25 protein-coding genes are annotated in these 23275 nt (G+C 62.9%); 16 read left to right on the top strand and 9 right to left on the bottom strand.

The features are described 5' to 3' along the window. Positions 1–8 precede the first annotated feature (8 nt). The 5 genes from NKH80_RS00575 to gmk all read left to right on the top strand — a co-directional run bounded on the left by NKH80_RS00575 (position 9) and on the right by gmk (position 4574). On the top strand, positions 9–245 hold the full coding sequence (locus NKH80_RS00575; RefSeq protein WP_006203723.1) for an acyl carrier protein: 237 nt from the start codon (positions 9–11) through the stop codon (positions 243–245). Between the two features lie 34 nt (positions 246–279). Further along, positions 280–1542, top strand: coding sequence for a beta-ketoacyl-ACP synthase II (gene fabF / locus NKH80_RS00570; protein WP_352805992.1), 1263 nt, complete (start codon positions 280–282; stop codon positions 1540–1542). A gap of 93 nt (positions 1543–1635) precedes the next feature. Further along, complete coding sequence (mltG, locus tag NKH80_RS00565) at positions 1636–2856, top strand: endolytic transglycosylase MltG (RefSeq protein ID WP_352752896.1); 1221 nt, start codon at positions 1636–1638, stop codon at positions 2854–2856. Positions 2857–2993: 137 nt separating this feature from the next. Then, positions 2994–3884 carry a YicC/YloC family endoribonuclease gene (locus NKH80_RS00560; RefSeq protein WP_352507933.1) on the top strand — a complete coding sequence of 297 codons (891 nt, stop codon included), beginning with the start codon at positions 2994–2996 and terminating at the stop codon, positions 3882–3884. A gap of 33 nt (positions 3885–3917) precedes the next feature. Then, positions 3918–4574 (top strand): guanylate kinase, encoded by a 657-nt coding sequence (gene gmk, locus NKH80_RS00555; protein ID WP_254820312.1) that lies wholly within the window; start codon positions 3918–3920, stop codon positions 4572–4574. Here the strand turns inward: gmk and NKH80_RS00550 are convergent, their stop codons facing one another. From NKH80_RS00550 to lptF, 7 genes are all read right to left on the bottom strand, one after another. Beyond that, complete coding sequence (locus NKH80_RS00550) at positions 4575–4868, bottom strand: DUF1330 domain-containing protein (RefSeq protein WP_352507932.1); 294 nt, start codon at positions 4866–4868, stop codon at positions 4575–4577. It lies immediately after the preceding gene. A 75-nt stretch (positions 4869–4943) separates the two neighbouring features. Next, positions 4944–5783: a 16S rRNA (adenine(1518)-N(6)/adenine(1519)-N(6))-dimethyltransferase RsmA gene (rsmA, locus tag NKH80_RS00545; RefSeq protein WP_352507931.1), complete on the bottom strand. Its 840-nt coding sequence runs from the start codon at positions 5781–5783 to the stop codon at positions 4944–4946. A gap of 69 nt (positions 5784–5852) precedes the next feature. Continuing rightward, complete coding sequence (gene pdxA, locus NKH80_RS00540) at positions 5853–6872, bottom strand: 4-hydroxythreonine-4-phosphate dehydrogenase PdxA (protein WP_352507930.1); 1020 nt, start codon at positions 6870–6872, stop codon at positions 5853–5855. Between the two features lie 13 nt (positions 6873–6885). After that, complete coding sequence (locus NKH80_RS00535) at positions 6886–7812, bottom strand: peptidylprolyl isomerase (RefSeq protein WP_352988999.1); 927 nt, start codon at positions 7810–7812, stop codon at positions 6886–6888. Between the two features lie 113 nt (positions 7813–7925). After that, positions 7926–10343 carry an LPS-assembly protein LptD gene (locus tag NKH80_RS00530; protein WP_352988996.1) on the bottom strand — a complete coding sequence of 806 codons (2418 nt, stop codon included), beginning with the start codon at positions 10341–10343 and terminating at the stop codon, positions 7926–7928. Next, positions 10343–11428, bottom strand: coding sequence for an LPS export ABC transporter permease LptG (gene lptG, locus NKH80_RS00525; protein WP_352882423.1), 1086 nt, complete (start codon positions 11426–11428; stop codon positions 10343–10345). The genes NKH80_RS00530 and lptG overlap by 1 nt, the downstream gene beginning before the upstream one ends. Then, positions 11425–12627 (bottom strand): LPS export ABC transporter permease LptF, encoded by a 1203-nt coding sequence (gene lptF, locus NKH80_RS00520; protein WP_352882410.1) that lies wholly within the window; start codon positions 12625–12627, stop codon positions 11425–11427. Before lptF ends, lptG begins: the two co-directional genes overlap by 4 nt. Before the next feature lie 354 nt (positions 12628–12981). On the opposite strand from lptF, the gene NKH80_RS00515 reads away from it, so the two are divergent. The 5 genes from NKH80_RS00515 to NKH80_RS00495 all read left to right on the top strand — a co-directional run bounded on the left by NKH80_RS00515 (position 12982) and on the right by NKH80_RS00495 (position 17690). Beyond that, positions 12982–14148 (top strand): flavin-containing monooxygenase, encoded by a 1167-nt coding sequence (locus tag NKH80_RS00515; protein ID WP_352988992.1) that lies wholly within the window; start codon positions 12982–12984, stop codon positions 14146–14148. A gap of 73 nt (positions 14149–14221) precedes the next feature. Next, positions 14222–14605, top strand: a complete 384-nt coding sequence (locus NKH80_RS00510) for a VOC family protein (RefSeq protein ID WP_352507925.1) — start codon at positions 14222–14224, stop codon at positions 14603–14605. An 81-nt stretch (positions 14606–14686) separates the two neighbouring features. Further along, positions 14687–16183: a leucyl aminopeptidase gene (locus tag NKH80_RS00505; RefSeq protein ID WP_352507923.1), complete on the top strand. Its 1497-nt coding sequence runs from the start codon at positions 14687–14689 to the stop codon at positions 16181–16183. Positions 16184–16221: 38 nt separating this feature from the next. Beyond that, a complete protein-coding gene (locus NKH80_RS00500; protein WP_352507922.1) occupies positions 16222–16671 on the top strand; it encodes a DNA polymerase III subunit chi in 450 nt (149 codons plus the stop codon). A 119-nt stretch (positions 16672–16790) separates the two neighbouring features. Beyond that, positions 16791–17690: an aminoglycoside phosphotransferase family protein gene (locus tag NKH80_RS00495; protein WP_352507921.1), complete on the top strand. Its 900-nt coding sequence runs from the start codon at positions 16791–16793 to the stop codon at positions 17688–17690. A 28-nt stretch (positions 17691–17718) separates the two neighbouring features. On the opposite strand, the gene NKH80_RS00490 is transcribed toward NKH80_RS00495, so the two are convergent. Next, positions 17719–18186, bottom strand: coding sequence for a carboxymuconolactone decarboxylase family protein (locus NKH80_RS00490; RefSeq protein WP_352988989.1), 468 nt, complete (start codon positions 18184–18186; stop codon positions 17719–17721). A gap of 85 nt (positions 18187–18271) precedes the next feature. On the opposite strand from NKH80_RS00490, the gene NKH80_RS00485 reads away from it, so the two are divergent. The 5 genes from NKH80_RS00485 to NKH80_RS00465 all read left to right on the top strand — a co-directional run bounded on the left by NKH80_RS00485 (position 18272) and on the right by NKH80_RS00465 (position 21859). Then, a complete protein-coding gene (locus NKH80_RS00485) occupies positions 18272–18943 on the top strand; it encodes a TetR/AcrR family transcriptional regulator (RefSeq protein WP_254820301.1) in 672 nt (223 codons plus the stop codon). Positions 18944–18947: 4 nt separating this feature from the next. Then, complete coding sequence (locus NKH80_RS00480) at positions 18948–19559, top strand: hypothetical protein (protein ID WP_352739657.1); 612 nt, start codon at positions 18948–18950, stop codon at positions 19557–19559. Next, complete coding sequence (locus tag NKH80_RS00475; RefSeq protein ID WP_352988985.1) at positions 19556–20404, top strand: 23S rRNA (adenine(2030)-N(6))-methyltransferase RlmJ; 849 nt, start codon at positions 19556–19558, stop codon at positions 20402–20404. Before NKH80_RS00480 ends, NKH80_RS00475 begins: the two co-directional genes overlap by 4 nt. A gap of 124 nt (positions 20405–20528) precedes the next feature. After that, positions 20529–20981 carry a hypothetical protein gene (locus NKH80_RS00470; RefSeq protein WP_352507916.1) on the top strand — a complete coding sequence of 151 codons (453 nt, stop codon included), beginning with the start codon at positions 20529–20531 and terminating at the stop codon, positions 20979–20981. Between the two features lie 125 nt (positions 20982–21106). Beyond that, complete coding sequence (locus NKH80_RS00465) at positions 21107–21859, top strand: sulfite exporter TauE/SafE family protein (protein WP_352507915.1); 753 nt, start codon at positions 21107–21109, stop codon at positions 21857–21859. A gap of 38 nt (positions 21860–21897) precedes the next feature. On the opposite strand, the gene NKH80_RS00460 is transcribed toward NKH80_RS00465, so the two are convergent. Then, complete coding sequence (locus NKH80_RS00460) at positions 21898–22533, bottom strand: TetR/AcrR family transcriptional regulator (protein WP_352507914.1); 636 nt, start codon at positions 22531–22533, stop codon at positions 21898–21900. Here NKH80_RS00460 and NKH80_RS00455 point away from each other — a divergent pair. Then, positions 22520–23125, top strand: a complete 606-nt coding sequence (locus NKH80_RS00455; RefSeq protein ID WP_352507913.1) for a DinB family protein — start codon at positions 22520–22522, stop codon at positions 23123–23125. The genes NKH80_RS00460 and NKH80_RS00455 overlap by 14 nt on opposite strands. Positions 23126–23275 lie beyond the last annotated feature (150 nt).

Raw genomic sequence — 23275 nt, 5'->3', positions numbered from 1 at the left:
ATGCCCAAATGAGTGACACCGCAGAGCGCGTCAAGAAGATCGTCATCGAGCACCTTGGCGTCGATGCCGACAAGGTGACGGAGCAGGCGAGCTTCATCGATGATCTGGGCGCGGACAGCCTCGACACGGTCGAACTTGTCATGGCGTTCGAAGAAGAGTTCGGTGTCGAGATCCCGGACGACGCCGCCGAGACCATCCTGACTGTTGGCGATGCGGTGAAATACATCGACAAGGCCTCGGCCTGACGCTATTTGCAGTCATCACCGAGGAGGACCTGCGATGAGGCGTGTCGTCGTCACGGGCCTTGGGCTGCTTTCGCCGTTCGGCATGGGCTTCGAGCACAGCTGGAAGGAGCTTCTGACCGGCCGCAGCGCAGCCAAGCGCATCACCGAATTCGAGGTGGAAGACCTTGCCTGCAAGGTCGCCCACGTCATTCCGCGCGGTGACGGCTCCAACGCCACTTTCAATCCTGAAGCCGTTCTCGAGCCGAAGGAACTGCGTAAGATCGGCGATTTTATCCTGTACGGGATCGCGGCCGCCGACGAGGCACTCAAGGATTCCGGCTGGCAGCCGAAGACGCACGAGGATCAGTGCGCCACCGGCGTGCTGATCGGTTCTGGCATCGGCGGCATCGAAGGCATCGCCGAGAATGCGATGATCCTCAAGGAACGCGGCCCGCGCCGCATCAGCCCGTTCTTCATCCCCGGCCAGATCATCAACCTCGTCTCCGGCCAGGTCTCGATCCGGCATGGGCTGAAAGGCCCAAACCACGCCGTTGTCACCGCTTGCTCGACCGGTGCGCACGCCATCGGCGACGCCGCCCGCCTGATCATCTGGGGCGATGCCGACGTTATGGTCGCAGGCGGCGCTGAAGCGCCGGTGACGAGACTGTCGGTCGCCGGGTTCGCCGCTTGCCGCGCCCTCTCCACCGAGCGCAACGATGCGCCGCAGACGGCCTCGCGCCCCTATGATCGCGATCGCGACGGCTTCGTCATGGGTGAGGGCGCCGGTGTTGTCGTGCTCGAGGAACTCGAACACGCCAAGGCCCGCGGCGCCAAGATCTATGCCGAGGTCACCGGCTACGGTCTGACCGGTGACGCCTATCACATCACCGCGCCTGCCGAGGATGGCGACGGCGCTTTCCGTTGCATGACAGCGGCGCTAAACCGGGCGAAGCTGACGCCCGCAGATGTCGACTACATCAACGCGCACGGCACATCGACCATGGCCGACACGATCGAACTCGGCGCCGTCGAGCGGCTGGTCGGCAACGCCGCCTCTAAGATATCGATGTCGTCGACCAAATCGTCGATTGGCCACCTGCTGGGCGCGGCTGGTGCTGCCGAGGCGATCTTTTCGATCCTCGCCATTCGCGACAACATCGCGCCGCCGACCATCAATCTCGACAATCCGGAGCGCGAAACGGCGATCGACCTGGTGCCGCACAAGCCGCGAGCCCGGCAGATCGACGTGGCGCTGTCCAACTCCTTCGGCTTCGGTGGCACCAACGCCTCGCTCGTCTTCCAGCGCTACAATGGCTGACCGCTCTGCCGGTTTCCGTCTGCCGTCAATTTTGCCATATTCGCCCCTACTCTGCCCGAGGGGATTCGTCGCAAGATCAGATGGTAGGGCGCTATGAACACAAATCCGGCCGATAACGGGGAATTCGGGCAACGGCGAGCAACGTCCGGCCCGATCGTGCCGAAAACGGCCAGCGAGGCGTTGCGGCCCGAGGCCGGCACGCCGCCGCCGAAGCGCTCGCGTGCCTCGCGCAGCCAGTTCGTCGTGTTCATGAACTTCGTCATCTCTTCGGTGATGCTGATGGTTCTGGCGGCGGGCGTTGCGCTGTATTTCGGCAAGCAGGAGTTCAACGAGCCCGGCCCGTCGGCCAATGGGGACACCTTCCTGGTCAAGCCGAATAGCGGCGTCCAGGAGATCGCCGACCAGCTTGAGCGGCGAGGACTGATCAGCGACGCCCGCATTTTCCGCCTTGGCGTGCGCGCCTTCGGCAATGATTCCGCCCTGAAGGCCGGCGAATACGAGATCAAGCCGCAGGCGTCGATGCACGACATCATGGAACTGCTGAAGAGCGGCAAGTCGGTGATGTATTCGCTGACTATCCCCGAGGGGCTGACGGTGGAGCAGGCGCTGCAACGGATCGCCGAGCAGGACGCGCTGACCGGCGATATGCCGTCGACCACTCCACCTGAGGGCAGCCTCGCCACCGACACGCTGCGCTTCACCCGCGGCGCAACACGCCAGCAGATGGTTGACAAGCTTCTGGCCGACCAGAAGAAGCTGGTCGACGAGGTCTGGCAGCGCCGAGCGCCAGATCTGCCGATCGCCAATGTTGAGGATTTTGTCACCCTGGCCTCGATCGTCGAGAAGGAGACCGGCAAGGGCGATGAACGCTCGCGCGTAGCCGCCGTCTTCCTCAATCGGCTGGCCAAGGGTATGCGACTGCAGTCGGACCCGACCATCATCTACGGCCTCTTCGGCGGCAAGGGCAAACCCATCGACCGCCCGATCTATCAGTCGGACATCCAGAAGCCGACGCCCTACAACACCTATCTGATCAACGGTTTGCCGCCGACGCCGATCGCCAATCCCGGCCGTGCGGCGCTGGAGGCCGTCGCCAATCCGTCGAAGACCAGCGATCTCTACTTCGTCGCCGACGGCAGCGGCGGCCACGTCTTTGCCTCGACGCTTGATGAGCATAACGAGAATGTCGCTCGCTACCGGGCGCTGCTGAAAAAGCAGGCGCAGGACGCCGCCAAGGCCGGGGCAACCAATACCGGAGCCGACACGCCGGCGGGAGCCATCGTTGACGATGCGGGCGCCACCGCCGCCCAGTAGGGCCGGACGCCATCAGGTTGGCCCTGTGCATGTCCGGGTGGATGTGCAAGGGCTGCTATGGCATTGAAATTCACATGATCCTGCCCGGAGAAAATTGCTCCGGCTTGAGGGCATTCGGCAAAGGGACGCACGGCTACATGAACTTGCAGAGCATGACCGGTTTTGCGCGCAGTGTCGCCGAACACGACGGCACTGCGATTGCCTGGGAAGCCAAGTCCGTCAACGGCAAAAGCGTCGAGGTCAGGCTGCGGCTGCCGCAAGGTTTCGACCGGCTGGAGCCGGCCGTCCGGCAGACGGTGCAAAAGCGTTTTGCGCGCGGCAATTTCCAGATGACGCTGACCATTGGCCGCGCCGCCGGCGCGCAAGCGCAACCCGTGGTCAACGAGGCTTTCCTGAGGGATCTGGCGGGCTTGGCCAAGCGGCTGCAGGAGCAGTTCGGAGTAGCCCCTGCGGCGGCCGACGGCCTGCTTGCGCTGCGCGGCGTCCTCGACATTCCCGAAACCATCGAAACCGAAGAGGCGCGCAGTGCGCTCGATACCGCAATACTGTCGGCGCTGGAAGCAGCACTGAACGGGCTGCAGCAGGCGCGCCAGGGCGAAGGTGCCGCACTTCGTTCCCTGCTGTCCGGCCATATCGATGCCATCGAGGCGCTGACGCTGCGGGCCGAGGCCGATCCATCACGCGAGCCGGCCACGATCCGCGAAAGGCTCGCCGAGCAGATCCGCCTGCTGATGGACGCGTCCGCCAATCTGGACGCCAGCCGGCTGCATATGGAAGCGGCGTTTCTGGCCACCAAGGCCGACATACGCGAGGAAATCGACAGGCTGAAGACGCACGTGACGTCGGGGCGGGCGCTGCTCGCCGGCGGTGGCGCCATCGGCCGCAAGCTCGATTTCCTGGCACAGGAATTCAACCGCGAATCGAATACGCTGTGTTCCAAGTCGAATGCTGCCGCGGTCACCGCCATCGGGCTGGAACTGAAGGCGGTCGTCGACCAGTTTCGCGAACAGGTCCAGAATCTGGAATGATCCCGATGCCAAGCCACATGACTGCCAAGCCCCATGACCGCTAGGGATTTGGGTTCCCGCATTCGGCGCCGCGGGCTGATGCTGGTCTTGTCGTCGCCGTCAGGCGCCGGCAAGTCGACGATCGCGCGCAATCTGCTGGAGAGCGATTCCAGCCTCGAATTGTCGGTCTCGGTCACCACGCGGCCACGCCGCGGCAGCGAGATCGAGGGCGTCCATTACCACTTCCGCACCATGCGCGAGTTCGAGCGGCTACGCGATTCCGATGCGCTGCTCGAATGGGCGGAGGTGCACGGCAATTGCTACGCGACGCCGCGCGAGCCGGCCGAACAGGCGCTGGCCGAAGGCCGCGACATGCTGTTCGACATCGACTGGCAAGGCGCTCAGCAGCTCAAGGAGAAGATGCGCGCCGACATCGTCTCGATCTTCATCCTGCCGCCGTCGATGAAGGAATTGAAGGCACGGCTGAAGCGTCGCGCCGAGGACCAGGAAGCGGTGATCGAGACGCGGCTCAAGAACGCCCGCAACGAGATCGAGCACTGGAAGGAATATGATTTCGTCATAGTCAACGACGATCTCGACCGTGCTTTCGCCGAGGTGCGCGGCATCGTCACGGCCGAACGGCTCAGACGCGATCGCCGGCCGGGCCTGTTCGATTTTGTCTCAGGGCTGCTCGATGAGAAGACGGATTGATCAAGGCGTTGTCCCCGCGACCAGGATCAGATTGCGGCTGAGCGCGGCGTCGCGCAGTTCCAATGCCGCGGCATATTCGGCGGAGCGGTACCAACGCCGCGCCGTGTCCATGTCGGGGAATTCCACGATGATCAGCGGCCCGGGAGACCAGTCGCCTTCCAACCTTTCCACCTCGCCGCCGCGTACCAGATAGCGCCCGCCATGCTGGGCGATGGAGGCAGCCGCGCGTGCGCGATAGGCTTCGATAGCCTCTGTGTCACGGATCGTGACGTCGGAAATGACATAGGCGGCCACTGTTTGTCTCCGGGCAGGGTTTGTCCGGCTATCTATGCCATGAGAGCGGAAATTCCACGCGGACGCTTCCCGGCATCACACCGCGTTGGTCAGGCGAATGAATTCCTCGACGCTGAGCGTCTCCGCACGCCTGGTCGGATCGATGCCGGCGCGGGTGAGCAGTGCCTCGCCGCCGAGGCTTTTCACGCTCTGCCGCAGCATTTTCCGGCGCTGGCCGAATGCCGCTTCGGTGACGCGGCTAAGCCGTTTGACCTCTGCCGGCAAGGGGCTGGCGCGCGGCACTAGATGCACCACCGAGGACGTCACCTTGGGTGCCGGTGTGAACGCCTGGGGCGGCACGTCGAAGACAATCCTCGCCTCCGTCCGCCAGCCTGCAAGCACGCCGAGCCGGCCATAGGCCTCGCTGCCGGGGCTGGCTGCAATGCGTTCGGCGACCTCGCGCTGGAACATCAGCGTCATTGATGCGTAGAAAGGCGGCCACTCGGTCACGGTCAGCCAGCGGATCAGCAATTCGGTGCCGATATTGTAAGGCAGGTTGGCAACGATTTTCACCGACCCCCCGCTTCCCGGCGCTCCTTTGGCAAGCGCTGCAAAATCAGTTTTCAGCGCATCGCCGGCCACGATCTCGAGCCGACCCGGATAGTGCTTCGCGATCTCGTCCAGGGCCGCCAGGCAGCGCTCATCGCGCTCGATCGCGACGACCCGCCGGGCGCCGTTGAGGAGCAGGGCCCGAGTCAGCCCGCCCGGACCGGGACCGACCTCGATAACCGTAACGTCGCTCAGGTCGCCGGCGGTCCGCGCAATCTTGCTTGTCAGGTTAAGGTCGAACAGAAAATTCTGGCCGAGTGCCTTTTTCGCCTGCAGCCCATAGCGCTCGATCACCTCGCGCAGTGGCGGCAGGCCGTCTATGCTCATCGGGCTGGGCTCATCGGGCTGGGCTCGTCGGGTTAAGGCCATCGAATTGGGCTCATTTGGCTCAGTGGCCTACGGCCTTTTCCCGGTATCGGCAAGCAGGCGAGCGAGTTTCAGCGCCGCAATCAGGCTGTCGGCACGGGCAATGCCCTTGCCGGCGATGTCGAAGGCGGTGCCGTGGTCGGGCGAGGTGCGGATGAAGGGCAGGCCGAGCGTGACATTGACTGCCTCGTCAAACGCCAGCGCCTTGGCGGGGATCAGCGCCTGGTCATGATACATGCAGAGCACCACGTCATAGCCGGTGCGGGCGCGAGCGTGAAACAGGGTGTCGGCCGGCAATGGCCCGAAGGCGTCGATTCCTTCCTGCCTCAGCCTGTCGATCGCCGGGCGCACGATCCGCTCGTCTTCGGTGCCCATCGCGCCGCCTTCGCCGGCATGAGGGTTGAGGCCGGCGATGGCGAGCCGCGGCTTAGCAATTCCGAAGCGGTTTGCAAGGTCGGCGGCGGTGATGCGGCCGGTGGCGACGATCAGGTCGGTCGTCAGCGCCTTCGGCACCTCGGCCAGTGCGATGTGAATGGTGACCGGCACGGTGCGCAGGTCCGGACCGGCAAGCAGCATAACCGGCGTCACTTCGGTGCGGGTGTGAAGCGATGCCAGATGCGCCAGATATTCGGTGTGGCCGGGAAAGCGAAAGCCGGCATCGTAGAGCGGCTTCTTGGCAATGGGGCAGGTGACGACCGCGGCAGCGCGGCCGGCCAGGCAGTCGGCAACGGCGCGGTCGATCGCCTCGATGATTCCGGCGGCGTTGGCTGGATCCGGGCGGCCGGGACTGTCGACGAAACGGGCGGAAAGCGCCACCACCGGCAGCGCGCGCGAAAACATACTAGGCGCTAGCGCCGGCGTCGTCTCGGCAATCGCGATATCGGTGCCGAGCCCGTGCGCCCGCGCGGCAATCAGCGCCGGATCGGCAAGGAGATAAAAAGACGGAACGCCGGCGCTGTCGCGGGCCTGCCAAGCGGCGATGGCGATGTCCGGCCCCACGCCGGACGGATCGCCGACGCTCAACGCCAGCGGAAGCTCTGCGTCAGGCATGGCGATCGCGACTTCAGCGCTCGATGATGCGGGCTTTCTTCCGCAACTCCTCGACGTATTTCTTTGAGAGCTCGTCGGCGTTCTTGTCGCTCGAGCCCTCGCTCTGGAACACCATCTGCGCGACTTTGTCGTCCGACACTTCGCGCGACGAGCAGATGCCGACGAATTCGACGCCGCGGTCGGTCTCGCGCGTCGCGGTGGCGCCGCCGACCTTGGTGGCCTTGATCTGCTCGGCCCAGTCCGGCGGCAGTTGCGGCGCCAGCACCCGGCCGAGGTCGCGAACGGTGACGTCGATCAGGCCCTTGGCAAATTCGCGCGTGGTGTTGCAGCCGTTGAAGCGGGCGCGCATGGCGTCGGCTTCGCGCTTGCGCTTGGCCAGCGTCGCGCTGCGCTCGGCTGCCGGCACGACGAAGATGACCTGCTGCAGCATGTATTCGGTGGCGCTCGGCTTGCTGCCGCCTTTTTCGAGCATGCGCTTGACGACGTCCTGCTCGCTTATGGCGCCGCCCCCGTCGGCGGAGCGGTAGCGCGCGGACAGCGCCTGGTTCCAGGCCATCTGCGCTCGGATGAATTCCTTGAAGTGCTCCTTGGTGACGCCTGATTGCGCCATCACACCGTCAAGCTGCTTGAGCTGCATCTTGTTGTTCGTGGCGAAACGCTGATAGGCGGCATCGACCTGCGCATCGCTGATGCGGATGCCTAGGCGCCGGGCCTCGGCCGAGCGCAGCGTCTGATCTATCATTTCCTGGCCGGCATCGCCCTTTCTGCGCTGCAGGCGCAGGAAAGCGGCCCGATGCTGGATGTCGCCTGTGGTGATCGGTACGTTGTTGACGACGTATTTAATCTCGGTGGCGAAAGCCGGCGGCGTCACTGCGATGGTCGAGAACGCCACCAGCAGCGCGAACCCCGCCGAAAAGAGGTATTTCCTCATCGAAAGCATCCCAGTTCCATCCCGATTCGACCCAACCCATCCCAGTTCAGGTCGCCGAAATCCGTGCCTGCTCTATGCGGCGAAACAATGTCGTCCGCCAGCCACCCCGTTGCCGACTGCCGTTATTGGATGGTGTCGATGGAGCGTTGCGACGAGCCGAAATCGCCGAGCGTGCGGAACGACAGGTTGAAGCCGACGTTCTGCGACACTTCCCTGGTGTTAAGGTCACGTCTTTCCGAAAACGTCATCAAATAGGTAAAGCACGAATCACTATAGGCAAAGCCGACGCCGTCCTTGACCAGCACGCTCTGCTCAAGATCATATGTGCCGGTGCCAAAGACGCGCCAGTTCTCGGCAAGATGCGTCGAGGCTCCGAGCGTGACCTCATGGCGATCCGTGGAGAAGCCATAGAGCGGCTGCGCCTGGATGAAGGCGTATTTGGCGCTCAACGAGACCGGCAGGCCTGAAAAGGCGGCCTTTACCTCAGCGCGGCGGATCTCGAAGCTTTGCTCGTCGAAACGGCCGCTGACCGAGCCGGAAAATCCGCTGGGGCTGTTGAAGCCGACAAGGCCGACATAGTCGGAGGTTGCAGTTTCAAGACCCGAATAGGCACCGACGTTGACCAGATCCGGCGTGCCGAACGAGTTCTGGCCGCCGAGCTGGTAGGATTGGCCGAACACCGCATTGGTGCCCCAGCCATTGTCGTATGCGCCGGAATAGCGGAGCCCGACATTGGCGCGTGTGCCACCTTCCATGCGGTCATAGCCCGAGAATTTGTCGCGCTCAAACAGCGTCGTGGCGTCGAAGACGAAGCTCTGGGCGTCCTCGTTGGGAACCGCCAGCCCGCCGACATATTGCTCGTTCGGACGCATGAATACTTGCGCCATCGGTTCGAAGACATGGCTGGAACTGGTCATCGAGAACAGCACCGGCCAGCGCATCTCAAGCCCGGCGGTCGCCATATAGCGGGCAAGCGATGAACGCATATCGTCCTCAACGCCGAGATTGGTCGCCATCTGGTTGATGGCATCGAGCGAGGCGGAGGAGGCGTTGACATAGCCGGCGTCGCCGCGCAGCGCCAGGAGCGGCGTCAGCAGCAGCCCGCCATCGGTGGTGATGGTGCGCTTCCATTCGGCCTCGACAGTGAGGCGGCCTGATTGGCCGTCGATGCCGCGGACATTGTTGACGGACGAAGGGACGCCCGAATCTGCAAGAGCCGTATCGAGCCTGTCGCGGTCTATGACCCGCGCGTTGACGTCGAACGAGAGCTGCCCGCCGGCCACCGGCATGTCGGGGATATAGGCGTAGTCGAGCGAGGGCAGCACCCAGGGCTGCTTGGCGGCGCGTGCGGTCGGATCGCTGGCGAGAGTGTCTTCCTGAACGTCGAAGTGCATGGCGCGCACATCGAAGTAATTGCGATCGTTGAGTCCCGTCAGATACACCTCGGAGCGGTGCACGCTGTCGTTGAAGCCATCGATGTCGTAAGTGCGCGCGAAATTCTTGTCGCTCTGCAGCAGGATGTCCCAACCGAAGTCCCAGCGCGGGTTGATAGCGAACTGGCCCTGGGTGCCCATCATGCCGCGGAACCTGTTCGGGTCGCCTTCGGTACCCGAATTGACGTTGTGGCCATTGTCGTCGATGAAGGCGTCGGGATTCTCCTGCCGGATGCCTGCAATCTTCAGGCTGTACTGACCATTGTTGAAGCGCTGCCTCCACTCGGCCTCACCGAGGAAACCTTGCTTGGTATAGCCGCTGCCGGTGACAGTGAGATCGTAGGTCGGCGAGAGCGCGAAATAATAGGGGACTTTAACACCCACGCCGAGGTCGCTCTTGTAGGCGACGCCGGGAATCAGGAAGCCGCTCTTGCGCTTGACCGTCGGGTCGGCGATCTCGAAAGCCGGCAGATAGGCCAGCGGAAAGCCGAAGAACTCGAAGTTCGAGTTTTCGAAGCGAACCGTCTTCTTTTCGCCGTTCCAGATGATCTTCCTGGCCTTGATACGCCAGGTCGGCGCTTTGTCGGGCTTGTCCTCGCACGGCTCGCACGCGGTGTAGACGCCATTGTGGAAGGTCGTCAGCACGCCGCCCATGCGTTCCGCGCTTTCGGCGGCGAAGTAGGCCTTGTCTATGGTCTCGACCCGCAGCGCGTTGACGAAGCCGTCGGCGAAATCGTCAGTGATGTCGGCATGCTGCGAATAGATCTTGGTGCCGTCGCTATTGACGAGTTCGACATTGCCGCTGGCGACGAGGCGTTTGGTGTTGCGGTTGTATTCGACCCGCTGGGCGACGAGACGGTTGCCGCCGTAGTCGATCTGGACGCCGCCGACGGCCGTCACGGTCTGCTTGTCGTTGTCGTAGACCAGCGTATCGGCTGCCAGCAGCATCTGCGTGCCACTCGGAACCTTCGTTGCCAGCTCACTGACGTCCTGGGCAAAAGCCGGAGCAGCCGGGGCGACGCTGGCAAGCAGGCATGCCAAGGCGCTCGCCGCAGAGAGGCGTGCCAAACCGGCGTGCCTATGGCTGCGCAAAACCGCCTCCCTCACTAGCCGTCTTCCTTGTATAGCAGGAATGTCACCCCGAAGAACATAGCCACGACAACCGGGACCCAAGCCGCTACGGCTGTGGGTACGAATCCCGCTACGCCGAATGCCTTGACCAGCACCGAAACGACATAAAGCAGAAAGCCGGCCACGATGCCACCCAGAATCATCGTCGCCGACTGCCCCATCCTCGCAAATCGCATTGATACCGTTGCCGCAATCAGCGTCATCGCCACGAGCAGGAAGGGCAGCGCCACCAGGGAATCGAACTGCATGGCGAAGGTATTTGCCTTGAGGCCGAAGGAGCGGGCCACCTCGACTTTGCCGGGCAAATCGTAGAAGGGGATAGTCTCAGGGCGCGCCAACCGCTCTTGCACGAATTCCGGCTTGAGATTGGTCGGCAGCCGATCGCTGGGTAACGACTGGATGGTGCCGTCCCGGAACACCTTGACGTCCTGCAATTCCCAGTAGCCGTCCCGCAAAAACGCGCGCGCCGCATCCTTGCGCTCGATGATATCGCCTTGCGGACTGAAGCTGAAGAAGACCGCGTCGGCCATCTCCAAGCCTTGATTGAGAATGGCGCGCGCTCCGATGATGGTATCGCCGGAACTGGTTTTCTGCCTGATCCAGGGTGCGGCATCGGCCGAGACCGTATTCGACTTGCCCGAACGGAGCTGGGTCTCGATCTGCTCGGACCAGGAATAGGCGTGCGCGGCTATCGGATTGATGACGCCGACCGACAAGGCACCAAACAGCAGCGCCCCGATGCAGCATGGCAGCAGGAACTGCCATGCTGAAACCCCGGCGGAACGGGCGATTACCAATTCATATTTGCGGTTGAGCGACACCAGGGTCGCCATCGCCGAGAACAGGCCGACGAACGGCACCGTCTGCAGCATGATCATCGGCATCCTGAGCCCGGAAATGGCGAAGGCAGTTCCGTAAGTGAAGCCTGGCACGCCGGTCGTGCGGCCGGAAAGCTCGGTGAAATCGATCAGGAACACCAGCGCCAAAAGACCGATGAAGAACCAAATGGTGATCGTCACATAGCGAAAGAAGAAGTATCGACCCAGAGTCCAGCCCATCAGCCGGCTCCCTGTCCGGAAGCGCCGCGCCCAGCAAAACGGAGCTTGATGGCGCTCCAGCCCTCACTGAAGCGGCCGGCAAGATTGGTCACCCAATCGGCCCAGGCAACAGGCAGTTCCATGGTCCGGTTGGAAACAATGAACCAGATGGCGATCGCCGATGCCACGATCGGGACGCCGTAGACCATATAGGCATATTGCGGCACCTTGTCGGCCTTGCCGGCGGCAAAGAACCCGAGCCAGCGCACGAACAGCGCGATCGCGATTGCCGTGATCAGCGGGTGCACACGCGCCTCACGATGCGAGCGTGCATCTCCGGCGACGGCGAGCGCGATCAGCGCGAAGACGAGCGAATAGGACCACTCGGAAAAACGCTGGTCGAGCTCGGCCAGGTACCTGTTCGGCTTTTGCTGGTACATCTTGTCGTTCGGACTGGGATTGAGCAGATACTGGGTCGTCCGGTCCTTCGGCAAAAGCAGGATGTCGGATGATGCCGACATAAAAGCAGACAAATCGAAGGCATAGGAAGTGAACCGGATTACCGAGAGGTCGCCGGTCATGGTTTTGCGATGGATCACCCCGTCATTCATCATCAGCACCTTCTCGTCGCCGCGTTCGATGATGCTACCGGACTTGGCATAATAGACGAGATTGACGCCTTCTTCGCGCGAATCGGCGACGAAGATGCCGCCGAGGCGATTGTCGGGAAGCCGTTCGCCAACCTGCAGGAACAGGCCGTCATCGATCTTGCGGAAGGTGCCTTCCTGGATGATCAACGACAACAGATCGGCACGCGAAGATGCTATCAACTCGCGGTTCTTCTGGCGCGCGTAGGGGTCGACACCATTGTCGACCGCGAACGAAAAAGCGCTGGCTGCGAGTGCCAGAAGCATGATCGGCCTGACGATTGTCCAGCGTGAAGCGCCGGCGGCATTGATGACGGCGAGCTCCGAATCCGAATTCATCACGCTGAGGATCTGGGCGACCGCGACCACCAGGGCGAACGGTACGACGATCGGAACGATCGTCGGGATGATCAGCGCTGCGACTTCGAAGAAGGTGAGGGCCGACTGACCGCTATCGGTGACGAGGTCGATGCGGGCGAGGACCTGAGTCGTCCAGACGATCGCCAGCGTCCAGACGAGCGCCAGCGCGAATACCGCGAAGGCACGGCGCATGATGTAACGTTCAACGACCTTCATGAAGGCTTTTCTCGGCGATTTCGAACGGCATCATGCCTTGGAACAAGGTAGTCGTCCGGCGCCGGCTGCACAACTGGCTCAGTTTGGCGGTTCGATCCGGGTTCTGTCCCGTATCGTACATTCCGCTGGGCCGGAGTGTCGGCGGCAATGGATAAGAAAGGGCGAACATTGTTGGTTAACAACAGGTTGCGGCTGGAAGCGGGGCCGTGCCGCGACGAATCGTGGGTGGTTCGATATCGCATATGGGAGCGATTTCGGCCAAAGTCTTGTCAAATGCGGCAAAACGACCAAATGTCGCGCCGGTCGCGACCGCCGCGGCGTGATAAGACGGGTCAGGATCTGTTGAGCCCCAGCATGGAAGCGGAAAAATTGCGCAGTCAAACCGGTCGAGAAACCGTCTTTGACGGCGCGATCGTGGTCGGCGCCGGCGCGGCCGGCCTTGCCGCCGCCCACGCCTTGATGAAGGCCGGCGTACCGACGCTCGTCCTGGAAAGGGAGAGCCGGCTTGCCGAACCCTGGCATCGGCGCCACCAGCGGCTACACCTCAATACCCATCGCGATCTCTCGACGCTCCCCGGTGTCGGCTACCCCGCAGGCACCCCGGCTTTTCCGCATAAATCGGCCGTCATTCGCCATCTGAACGATTTCAGCCAGACGCATGGTCTGCCGGTCGCATTCGGCGTTGCCGTTGAAGAGGTCACGTTCGACGGCGATCACTGGACCGTGCGGACGAACGCCGGACGTCGTCTGGCGCGCCATATCGTCGTCGCCACCGGGCGCGACCGGCAGCCGTTTATTCCCGCGTGGAAAGGCATGAAGGATTTTGCAGGCCGGATTATCCATTCGGCCGATTTTGGCGACGCGAAGGACTACGCCGGCAAAAGGGTGCTAGTGGTCGGTGCCGGCAATTCGGGGTTCGACGCACTCAATCATCTGGCGAATGCAGATGCCCAAGGCATCTGGCTGTCAGCCCGCAACGGCCCCTCTCTGCTGCCGAAACGCATCGGCAAGGTCGCCGTCCACAGGCTTTCACCGTTAATGGCGAGCTTGCCGGTGCGGCTGGCCGATGCGGTGATGGCGACAACCCAGCGCCTGGTTTTCGGCGACCTGACGAAATTTGGGCTTCCGCCGGCTCCCACAGGCGGTGCGACCCGTCTGAGCGGCGACTACACCGCGATCGCAGCCGACGACGGCGCGGTTCGCGCCATCAAGGCAGGCACGATCGTGGTGGTGCCACCATTGCGGGAATTTAGCCAAGACAGCGTCGTGTTGAATGACGGCAGGTTGATCACGCCCGATATCGTCATTGCAGCGACCGGCTATCGCACCGGTCTGGAGCAGATGGTCGGCAAGCTCGGCGTTCTCGACGGCAAGGGCGTTCCGCTTTTCAACGGCGGCGATGCCGATCCGAAATTGCCCGGCCTGTGGTTTACCGGCATGCGGCCGAGCATTCGCGGTTGTTTCGCCAATGCCCGCATTCAGGCCAGGGCGATAGCGGCGCGGATTGTCAAGCAGCGATAGTGAGCAGGACTATGCCGATTGTTCCGCCCGCAATAGACACGCCTTGTTGGAGCGTGCTCGAACCGAAAGGTCAATGATCATGACGCCAGTCAGCATTCGCTACATGGTCGATGATGTCGCCACCTCGATCGATTTCTACTGTGGACAACTGGGCTTTACCGTCGAACAGGACGCGCGACCGGCTTTTGCTTCCGTCACGCGCGGCGCGTTACGGCTCCTTCTGAGCGGACCCGGCAGTTCGGGTGCACGGGCTATGCCGGATGGCCGGCAGCCGGTGCCGGGAGGCTGGAACCGCATCCTGCTGGTGGTGCCGGACCTGAAAGAAGAGGTTGCGCGCCTCAAGAGTGCTGGACTTGTCTTTCGCAACGATATCATAACGGGCGTCGGCGGTTCCCAGACCCTGCTCGAAGACCCATCGGGCAATGTCATCGAGCTGTTTCAACCCGCCGCTCACTGACGCAACAACACGGCACCTTTCGGTCCGACCAATCGAACGCTTCTCGCGATAATCCAACGCACTTCCCGAAAGCAGGACATCATGAATTCGAGACCCTCGATCGCCTTCGCCAAATTCGCCGCGCCCAAAAAGGGCAGCGTTTTCGTTCTGGCGGCCGACGAGGGCGACCTCAGCGATGCCGCCAGGGCTTGTGATCCGGCAAAGACCCTTGAGCGGGCTTTTCCGGTCGCTGACTTCACCGGCAAATTCGCCAGCCTGGTCGAAGTGCTGGCACCGGAAGGGACATCGCTCGATCGGCTGGTAGCGGTCGGTGCCGGCAAGGGCTCCAATCTCGATGATTATGGTTGGCTGAAGCTCGGTGGCACGATTGCCGCGTCCTTTCGCAAGGCAACCGAAGTGGCCGTCGTGCTCGATCTTCCCGGTGCCGCCATCAGCGGCAGGCAAGCCGTTCAGCTCGCAGCAGGCATCCTGCTGCGCAGCTATTCCTTCGACAAGTACAAGACCAAAAAGAACAATGGTGACGACAAGCGCGAGCCAAAAAAGCCGGTCAAGGTGACTATTCACACCGCCGATCCGGCAGCTGCAAAGAAGGCCTTCGCCGATGAAGCGGCGGTGATCGACGGTGTCTTGCTGGCGCGCGATTTGGTCAATGAACCGGCCAATGTTCTGGGGCCGGTGGAATTCGCCACCCGCATCGCCGAACTGGAGGCGCTCGGCGTCACGGTCGAGATCCTGGCCGAGAAGGAGATGAAGAAGCTCGGCATGGGTTCGCTGCTGGGCGTAGCGCAGGGCTCGCCGCGTGGCGCCCGCATCGCGGTCATGCGGTGGGACGGCGGCAAGGCCAAGGAAAGCCCGGTCGCCTTCGTCGGCAAGGGCGTCACCTTCGACACCGGCGGCAATTCGATCAAGCCGGCCTCGGGCATGGAGGACATGAAGGGGGATATGGGCGGCGCTGCTGCCGTCACCGGGCTGATGCACGCGCTAGCCGCGCGCAAGGCGAAGGTCAATGTCGTCGGCATTGTCGGGCTGGTCGAAAACGCCGTCGATGGCCACGCTCAGCGACCGGGCGACATCGTCACCTCGATGTCGGGCCAGACCATCGAAGTGCTCAATACCGACGCCGAGGGCCGCCTGGTGCTGGCCGATGCGCTGTGGTACTGCAACGACCGCTTCCAGCCGAAATTCATGATCAATCTGGCGACGCTGACCGGCGCCATCATGGTGGCGCTCGGCCAGCATTATGCCGGCCTGTTTTCCAACAATGACGAGTTGGCGGACCGGCTGACGGCGGCCGGACAGGCGACGCAGGAGCGGGTGTGGCGCATGCCGCTCGGTGCCGAATACGACAAGCTGATCGATTCCAAGAATGCCGACATGAAGAACATCGGCGGCCGCCACGGCGGCGCCATCATCGCCGCGCAGTTCCTGCAGCGTTTCGTCAAGGACACGCCCTGGGCGCATCTCGACATTGCCGGCACCGCTATGGGCGCGCCCTCCAACGAGATCAACCAGTCATGGGCTTCCGGCTTCGGCGTCAGGCTGCTCGACCGGCTGCTGCGCGATCATTACGAGCAATGAGCGGCTGGGGCGGGGTTCCGAAAATGTAGACTGAACGCATGGCCGAGATTCTGTTTTATCACCTGACCGAATCGACGCTGGAGGCTGCGCTGCCCGGCCTCCTGGAGCGCAGTATCGATCGCGGCTGGCGCGCCGTGGTGCAGACCGGCACCGAGGAACGGCGCGACGCGCTGGACCAGCATCTGTGGACTTTCCGGGACGATTCATTCCTGGCCCACGCAACGGACCGCGAAGCCCGTCCCGCCGAGCAGCCGGTGCTTCTGACCGTCAGCCCTGACAATCCGAACCAGGCGCAGATACGCTTCCTGGTCGATGGGGCGGTGCCGCCGGAGCTTGGCGGCTACCAGCGCGCCGTGTTCCTGTTCGACGGTCACGATGCAGCCCAGCTAGAGGCGGCACGCACGCACTGGAAGACAATGAAGGAGGCGGGCCACACCGTGACCTACTGGCAGCAAACGCCCGACCGGCGCTGGGAACGCAAGGCTTAGGGAATTTGCCGCCTAGTGGAATCACTGGCGCCGCAAGAATGCGACGCCAAAAAGATGGACTGCCGGCTATTCAAAAGACCTGAGCAAGCCCGATGCCGCCCGATGAACGAACACCAGGCATGCCGATAGATGCCGCACTTGTTCGCCGGTTGATTGCCGCGCAGTTCCCCAAATGGGCGGACCTGCCGGTAGAGCCGGTCGAGCCTGGCGGCTGGGACAACCGCACGTTCCGACTGGGCGATCACATGTCGGTGCGGCTGCCGAGCGCCGCCGCCTATGTCGCCCAGGTCGAGAAGGAGCATCGCTGGCTGCCCCGCCTGGCGCCTCACCTGCCTCTGCCCATACCCGTGCCGCTGGCCAAAGGCGCGCCCGGGGAAGGCTATCCATGGCCTTGGTCCGTCTATCGCTGGCTTGGCGGCAGACCGGCGGCTGGTGGACTGATTGCCGATCTTACTGAGCTCGCCCGTTCGCTGGCCGGCTTTTTGGTGGCGCTCTACCGGATCGACGCTGCCGATGGGCCACCGGCAGGGCAGCATAATTTCCACCGCGGCGGCCGGCTTTCGGTCTACGACGCCGAGACCCGAGCCGCGCTCTCGGCGCTCGGTGGCCGCATCGACAAGGCCGCAGCCGAGGCCGTGTGGGCGACGGCCCTTGCCTCGGGATGGAAAGGGCCGCCGGTCTGGGTCCATGGCGACGTCGCCTCGGGCAATCTGCTCGTCGAAGATGGCAAGCTGTGCGCGGTGGTCGATTTCGGTAGTTCGGCTATCGGCGATCCTGCCTGTGATCTGGTGATCGCGTGGACGGAATTTTACGGCGAGAGCCGCCAGGCGTTCCGCGACGCCATTGCGCTTGACGAGCACAGCTGGGCGCGCGCTCGGGGCTGGGCGTTGTGGAAGGCGCTGATCGTCGCTTCGGGACATGACGGCAACCAGCGCGAGGCGGAAAAATCGTGGCGGGTCATCAATGAGGTGCTGGCGGATCACACAAACAGTCGGAGCGGGATGGCTAATTCAGTCTGAATGCATCCCACTCTAACAACGAAAGGCATTACTGCCCGCCCATCTCCTTCCTGAACGTATCGAAATCGACCTGCATGCCGTTGAAGATGGTGCTCCAGTGGCGGGTCAGCGCTGAAACGGCGACCGCCTCCTGGATCTCCTCGTCGGTAGCGCCGGCCCGCTTGGCGTCCTGCGTGTCCGACCAGATGCAGTAGTTGCACGGGATTTGCGCCGCCACCGCCAGCGAGATCAGTGACTTGAGCTTCGGCGGCAGCGCCGTCCTGTCGCTGAGCTGGATAGCCTTGACCTCGGCCCATGCACCGGGCAGACCGGCTTTCGGGAACTGCTTTACGAAACCGGGCACCCCGCCCATGGTCGACTGGATGTCCTTGACGGTTGCGTCATACTCATCGGCATAAGAAGGAGTTGCAGCCAGCGTCAGCACACAGGCGGCGGCGAGCAGGCAGGCACGGCGGATGGAAGAATGCGTTGATGAAAGAGTACGATAGACAGACATGACGTTCTCCTCTGGCGTTTGTAGACCTTACGGTGTAAGGTAATGTCGAAAATGAACCTTACAGTGTAAGTTGTCAAGCGGCACCATGGACACATCGATCAAAAAAAAGCGACCGCGCGGCAGACTGTCTCGCGAGATGATCGAGGCTGCCGCTTTGAAGGTGATCGAGAGCGAGGGCCTCGCCGGTTTTTCGATGCGCAAGCTGGCGACTGCACTCGGCTGCGAGGCGATGAGCATCTATCACCACTTTCCTTCGGTGGCGCATCTCTTCGAAGCCTTGGTGGACCGGCTGATCGGCTCTCTCGAAATGCCCGACACGGACCTACCTTGGCGACAAAGGTTGCGCATCGCCGTGCAGGATTTCCGCCGCGTCGCGCGTGAGCACCCGGCTTTCGCCAGCTTCTTCGTCACCTACCGGATGAACTCGCCGACCTGCCTTGCGTGGCTGAACGGCATCCTCGGCCTGTTCGAGGCCGGCGGCTTCGGACCGGAACTTGGTGCGCGGCTGTTCCGTACCACCGGCTATTATCTGATGGGTGCCATCCTCGACGAGACTGCCGGCTATGCGAAGGGACCTTCGGCCGTGACCACAGTCAGCGATGAGCAACTGGCGCAGGATTTTCCAAAAGTAGCTGCGGCCGGGCGTTATTTCGGCACCGCCGAATTTGACCGGACGTTTGATCTCGGCCTTGACATGCTCCTGGACGAAATGGAGCGCGCCCGCGACGGCACCAGCGCGCCGAATACCGGGTCTTGACCTCATGCGCTCTCTGTTCGCCCTGATACTGCTCATCGGCACCGGCATCGGCGTCGTCTATCCCTGGGCGATGACCAATTTCTCCGGCCGTGAGATCGGCACCTGGAGGGTTTACGACCAGGGCCGGTTCAAGCCAGTGACGGTGGCCCTGAGCGCACGCGACGGGCCGCTACGCGTGCTGGTCGACCTAACGGCAAGAGCCGAGCGTATCGTCTCGCAGCAGCGCACCGTGTTGACCCTCACTGTCGCCACCGGCGGCAGGACGGTGCTTGCCTCGACGCTGCAGTTCAACCATTCCGACAATCCTCGGCAGGTCAGTCCGCAACTGCCGGACAGGATCTTTCGCGACGAGGCCGGCCTGATCCCGACGGTTACCGCCGGCCCCTACATTTTCACCGTTGGTCCAGGCGACGCCGAGGGCATTCCGATGCGGGCCGTCGATCTCGTCCTGCGCTCGGCTGCCGGCGAGGTCGACCGCCGGGCGCGACCGGTCGGTTTTTCCCTGATGGCGGCCGGCCTGGCCGGGCTGGTGCTGGCATTCCGTTTCGGCGGCCGCCGGCCGGAAAATCCGAATTCGCAGCCGCCACCGCCTCGCTGGGGCAGGGGCTCCAATTGAACTATCGCCACGCCTACCATGCCGGAAACTTCGCCGACGTCGTCAAGCATGTCGTGCTCAGCCGGCTGATCGAATATCTGAAGCAGAAGGACAAGGCGTTTCGGGTCATCGACACCCATGCCGGGATCGGCCGTTACGATCTGTCCTCGACCGAAGCGCAAAAGACCAGCGAATGGCAAGGCGGCATCGGCCGGCTGGTCGATGCGGCCCTCGATGCGCCGGCGGCAGCACTGCTGGTGCGGTATCTTGAAGCCGTCCGCTCGCTCAATACGGACGGCGGCGTGACAAAATACCCGGGTTCGCCGCTGATCGCCCGGCACCTGATGCGCAAGCAGGACCGGCTGTCGGCGGTCGAGTTGCATCCTAAGGATGCCGCCAGGCTGAAGTCGCTGTTTGACGGCGACTTCCAGACCCGGGTGATCGAGCTCGACGGCTGGCTGGCGCTCGGCGCGCATCTGCCGCCAAAGGAGAAGCGCGGTCTCGTCCTCATCGATCCGCCTTTCGAGGAAGAGGGCGAGTTCGGTCGCTTGGTCGACGGGCTGCAAAGAGCCCATCGGCGCTGGCCAGGAGGGATTTACGCGCTCTGGTATCCGCTCAAGGACCGCAAGGCGGTCGCCGCCTTCCGCAAGGCGCTGAAGCAGACGTGCGTTCCCAGGCTGCTCGACATCGGTTTTGAGATCAGGCCGGCCTCCGTCGAGCCGAGCCTCGATGGCTGCGGCATGGTGGTGGTCAATCCGCCCTTCACCCTGGAGGGCGAGTTGCGGACGCTGCTGCCGGCGCTGCACCGGCTGCTTGCTGTCGAGCAGCCATCGCATTGGACGCTGGACTGGCTGGCGGGAGAGTAGTTTGAGATGCGGTCCTTGCCGTTCCCTCAGTGCAACCGCGTCACCACAACCATAGTCGCTACAACCGCTTGACCGCGCGTCAGCGAATCCGCACACTGCGCGCAGTCGACCTTGAGAGGCTGCCATGACTCGCTTCGCCCAATCCGCCCTTGCCGCACTGCTCGCCGTTTGCACGCCGCTGGCTGCGCCTCTCGGCGTTACTCAGGCGGTGCAGGCCGCCGACCTTGCAATCTATACTGATGAGGACAGCGGCGTGTGCGGCGAGGCCTGGGTGCTGAACAAAATCACCGACCGCTTCTCCTATCAGGTGCATCACGTGCCGCATCTGCCGGATGTGCAGATCGTCGACTTCCAGCGCATCCACCAGCATCGCTATCTGCCGGCCGACGACACCTGGCCGATCGGCCGCCGTTATTGCGGCGCCACCGTCAGCCTCTCCGACGGCCGCGCCCGCACCATCTGGTACCTGATCGAGGAAGGCCAGGGCTTTGCCTCGATCGGCGACAATGTCGAATTCTGCGTGTCGGGCTTCGACCGCTGGATGGTCTACAACGGCCGCTGCCGCGTCCTGCGCTGATCGCGCACTCGCTGATTCCGACTTTTTAGCACCGGCCACCTGATCGACCGTCACCGTTTCCATGCGGCGCAGCATTCGCGGGAAGCGCGATCTGCTGTCACGAGTTTGCGGGGAAACAGCACCACATGGATTTGCTTGTTTATACTGTTGCTCTCGGCGCGGTCGTTGCTGGCTTCGTCCAGGGGCTTTCCGGGTTCGCTTTCAGCCTGGTTGCCATGTCGATTTGGGTTTGGACCGTGGAACCCCAACTGGCTGCTGCCATGGCGGTCTTTGGGGCGCTCACCGGTCAGATCATCGCTGCCGTCACCGTCCGCCGGGGTTTCGACCTCAGGCTTCTGCTGCCCTTCCTGATTGGCGGGACCATAGGGATTCCGGTCGGTGTCGCCATCCTGCCCTTGCTGGATGTGCAGTTGTTCAAGCTGGTCTTCGGCGCGCTGCTGGTCGTTTGGTGTCCCTTGATGCTCTTTGCGCGTCGCCTCCCTCCCATCAAGGTCGGGGGTCCTGTTGCAGACGGTGCAATAGGTCTGGTCGGTGGCATCATGGGTGGACTTGGCGGCTTCACCGGCCCGGTTCCAACGCTGTGGTGCGTGCTGCGCCAATGGGAAAAGGACAGGCAGCGTATTGTCATCCAGAATTTCAACCTTGTGACCCTCTCCATGACGATGGCCGCCTATCTTGCGGCCGGAAAGATCAAGCTCGAAATGCTGCCGATGTTTGCCGTCGTCGCGCCGGCGATGTTGATACCGACACTCCTTGGCGCGAGACTCTACATCGGCGTTAGCGAGGCGACTTTTCGAAAGATCGTCCTCACACTCTTGGCCGCATCAGGTGCGGCATTGTTGGCATCGTCCCTGCCGCACCTCATAAGCCGGCTTTGAACGACACACAGAAATCCCGACTTCCGCCGTGCCATGCGCTATCGACCGGTACGGCCCGCTCCCGATAGGTAGGCGCAGATCAGTTCGACGAGTTGCTTTTGCAGCTCCGGCGCGGCGAGCATGTTCCGGCGTGCCGCGTTGTGGATCACACCTTCGATCGCTGACGACAGCACCCGCGCCACGGCCTCCGTGTCGGCGCCTTTCCTTGGCTTGCGATAACTGGCGACAGCAGCCGCATAGTGATTGAGGTATTGTGCCTGGAACGAAGCATGGGCGGCCCTGGAGCCACGATCGCCAGGCGCCTCGTCGAGCAGCACCTGGTGTAGTGTCGGGTGAATGCTGTGGGCCGCGATCATGCCGCGCACCAGCTCCTGCGCGAATGTCCTGAGCGGCTTTTGGTCTTCCGCCGAATCGCGAATGACCGACAGCACATGATCGAAGTGACGGCGCCGGACGGCTGCGAGCAGGGAGAGCTTGTCGGGAAAATACTGGTAGAGCGTGCCGATGCTCACACCTGCTGTCTCGGCCACTTTGTTGGTGGTGAAGCCGGCCCAGCCCAGCCCGCTCAGAACATGAGCCGCTGCCTCGATGATCGCCTCGACGGTTGCCCTGGAACGCGCCTGGCGCGGCTGCTTGCGCATGCGCGGATGCGGTCTTGCAATGCGAGTAGACACGCCCTCTCATTCTCCTGAAAATATAAACAACATACTCGCATTTCCGGAAAAGGACACCGACCATGAGTGCGCTCGCTCTGGTTCGCAGCCTGTTTGCCTATCAGGCCTGGGCCATGACGAACTGCTGGAAAAGCTCGCGAGTCTCGACCCGCATGTTCACGGCAAGGAACGGCAGGCCGTGATACGGCTCGTCGATCACAGCCATGTGGTGTCGCGGATATTCTCGGCGCACCTGGTTGACGCAAGCCATGGCTACTCCGCCGCCACCACTGAGGACACGCCGGCGTTCGACGAACTTCGCGCCGCGGTCGCAGCGACCGATCGCTGGTATCCCGATTATCTCGAAACCGTTTCGTCGCGGCAGCTGTCCGAGCCCCTCGCCTTCGTGTTCACCGACGGGGATAAGGTATTGATGTCGCGACAGGAAATGCTGACCCACGTCGTACTGCACGGCGGCTATCATCGCGGTGAAGCGGGGCGCATCCTGGCACAGATTTCCGTCATGCCGCCATGGGATACCTTCGCCGTCCATCTCCACAGGGCCGAGCCTTCGCGCCGGCTGCAGATGAGCCGTGAGCCGCCCGGCGCCTGAACGGCCAAGCGCTTTCGATCACGCCGGTCGGCTCGACCGGATCTATCGAACGATATCCTGTCCTTCAGAAATGTGAGCTGTCTGCTTACTTTCATCGCGCCGTGCAAGATAGTGCAGCGGCGTGCTCGTCGCGTTGCTTCCTACTTACCT

Origin of the sequence: Mesorhizobium sp. M0904 (assembly GCF_040319475.1) — a bacterium.
Classification (GTDB): Bacteria; Pseudomonadota; Alphaproteobacteria; order Rhizobiales; family Rhizobiaceae; genus Mesorhizobium.
The sequence above is the reverse complement of the archived record's forward strand: the minus strand, read 5'-3'. Positions and strand labels throughout refer to the sequence as shown.

Coding starts and splice junctions, on each gene's coding strand:
- NKH80_RS00470 (WP_352507916.1), top strand. CDS start 20,529: ATGACTCGCTTCGCCCAATCCGCCCTTGCCGCACTGCTCGCCGTTTGC.
- gmk (WP_254820312.1), top strand. CDS start 3,918: ATGACCGCTAGGGATTTGGGTTCCCGCATTCGGCGCCGCGGGCTGATG.
- mltG (WP_352752896.1), top strand. CDS start 1,636: ATGAACACAAATCCGGCCGATAACGGGGAATTCGGGCAACGGCGAGCA.
- NKH80_RS00495 (WP_352507921.1), top strand. CDS start 16,791: ATGCCGATAGATGCCGCACTTGTTCGCCGGTTGATTGCCGCGCAGTTC.
- NKH80_RS00465 (WP_352507915.1), top strand. CDS start 21,107: ATGGATTTGCTTGTTTATACTGTTGCTCTCGGCGCGGTCGTTGCTGGC.
- rsmA (WP_352507931.1), bottom strand. CDS start 5,783: ATGAGCATAGACGGCCTGCCGCCACTGCGCGAGGTGATCGAGCGCTAT.
- NKH80_RS00490 (WP_352988989.1), bottom strand. CDS start 18,186: ATGTCTGTCTATCGTACTCTTTCATCAACGCATTCTTCCATCCGCCGT.
- NKH80_RS00560 (WP_352507933.1), top strand. CDS start 2,994: ATGAACTTGCAGAGCATGACCGGTTTTGCGCGCAGTGTCGCCGAACAC.
- fabF (WP_352805992.1), top strand. CDS start 280: ATGAGGCGTGTCGTCGTCACGGGCCTTGGGCTGCTTTCGCCGTTCGGC.
- NKH80_RS00535 (WP_352988999.1), bottom strand. CDS start 7,812: ATGCTTTCGATGAGGAAATACCTCTTTTCGGCGGGGTTCGCGCTGCTG.
- lptF (WP_352882410.1), bottom strand. CDS start 12,627: ATGAAGGTCGTTGAACGTTACATCATGCGCCGTGCCTTCGCGGTATTC.
- NKH80_RS00480 (WP_352739657.1), top strand. CDS start 18,948: ATGCGCTCTCTGTTCGCCCTGATACTGCTCATCGGCACCGGCATCGGC.
- NKH80_RS00485 (WP_254820301.1), top strand. CDS start 18,272: ATGGACACATCGATCAAAAAAAAGCGACCGCGCGGCAGACTGTCTCGC.
- pdxA (WP_352507930.1), bottom strand. CDS start 6,872: ATGCCTGACGCAGAGCTTCCGCTGGCGTTGAGCGTCGGCGATCCGTCC.
- NKH80_RS00505 (WP_352507923.1), top strand. CDS start 14,687: ATGAATTCGAGACCCTCGATCGCCTTCGCCAAATTCGCCGCGCCCAAA.
- NKH80_RS00515 (WP_352988992.1), top strand. CDS start 12,982: ATGGAAGCGGAAAAATTGCGCAGTCAAACCGGTCGAGAAACCGTCTTT.
- NKH80_RS00500 (WP_352507922.1), top strand. CDS start 16,222: ATGGCCGAGATTCTGTTTTATCACCTGACCGAATCGACGCTGGAGGCT.
- NKH80_RS00455 (WP_352507913.1), top strand. CDS start 22,520: ATGCGAGTAGACACGCCCTCTCATTCTCCTGAAAATATAAACAACATA.
- NKH80_RS00575 (WP_006203723.1), top strand. CDS start 9: ATGAGTGACACCGCAGAGCGCGTCAAGAAGATCGTCATCGAGCACCTT.
- NKH80_RS00510 (WP_352507925.1), top strand. CDS start 14,222: ATGATCATGACGCCAGTCAGCATTCGCTACATGGTCGATGATGTCGCC.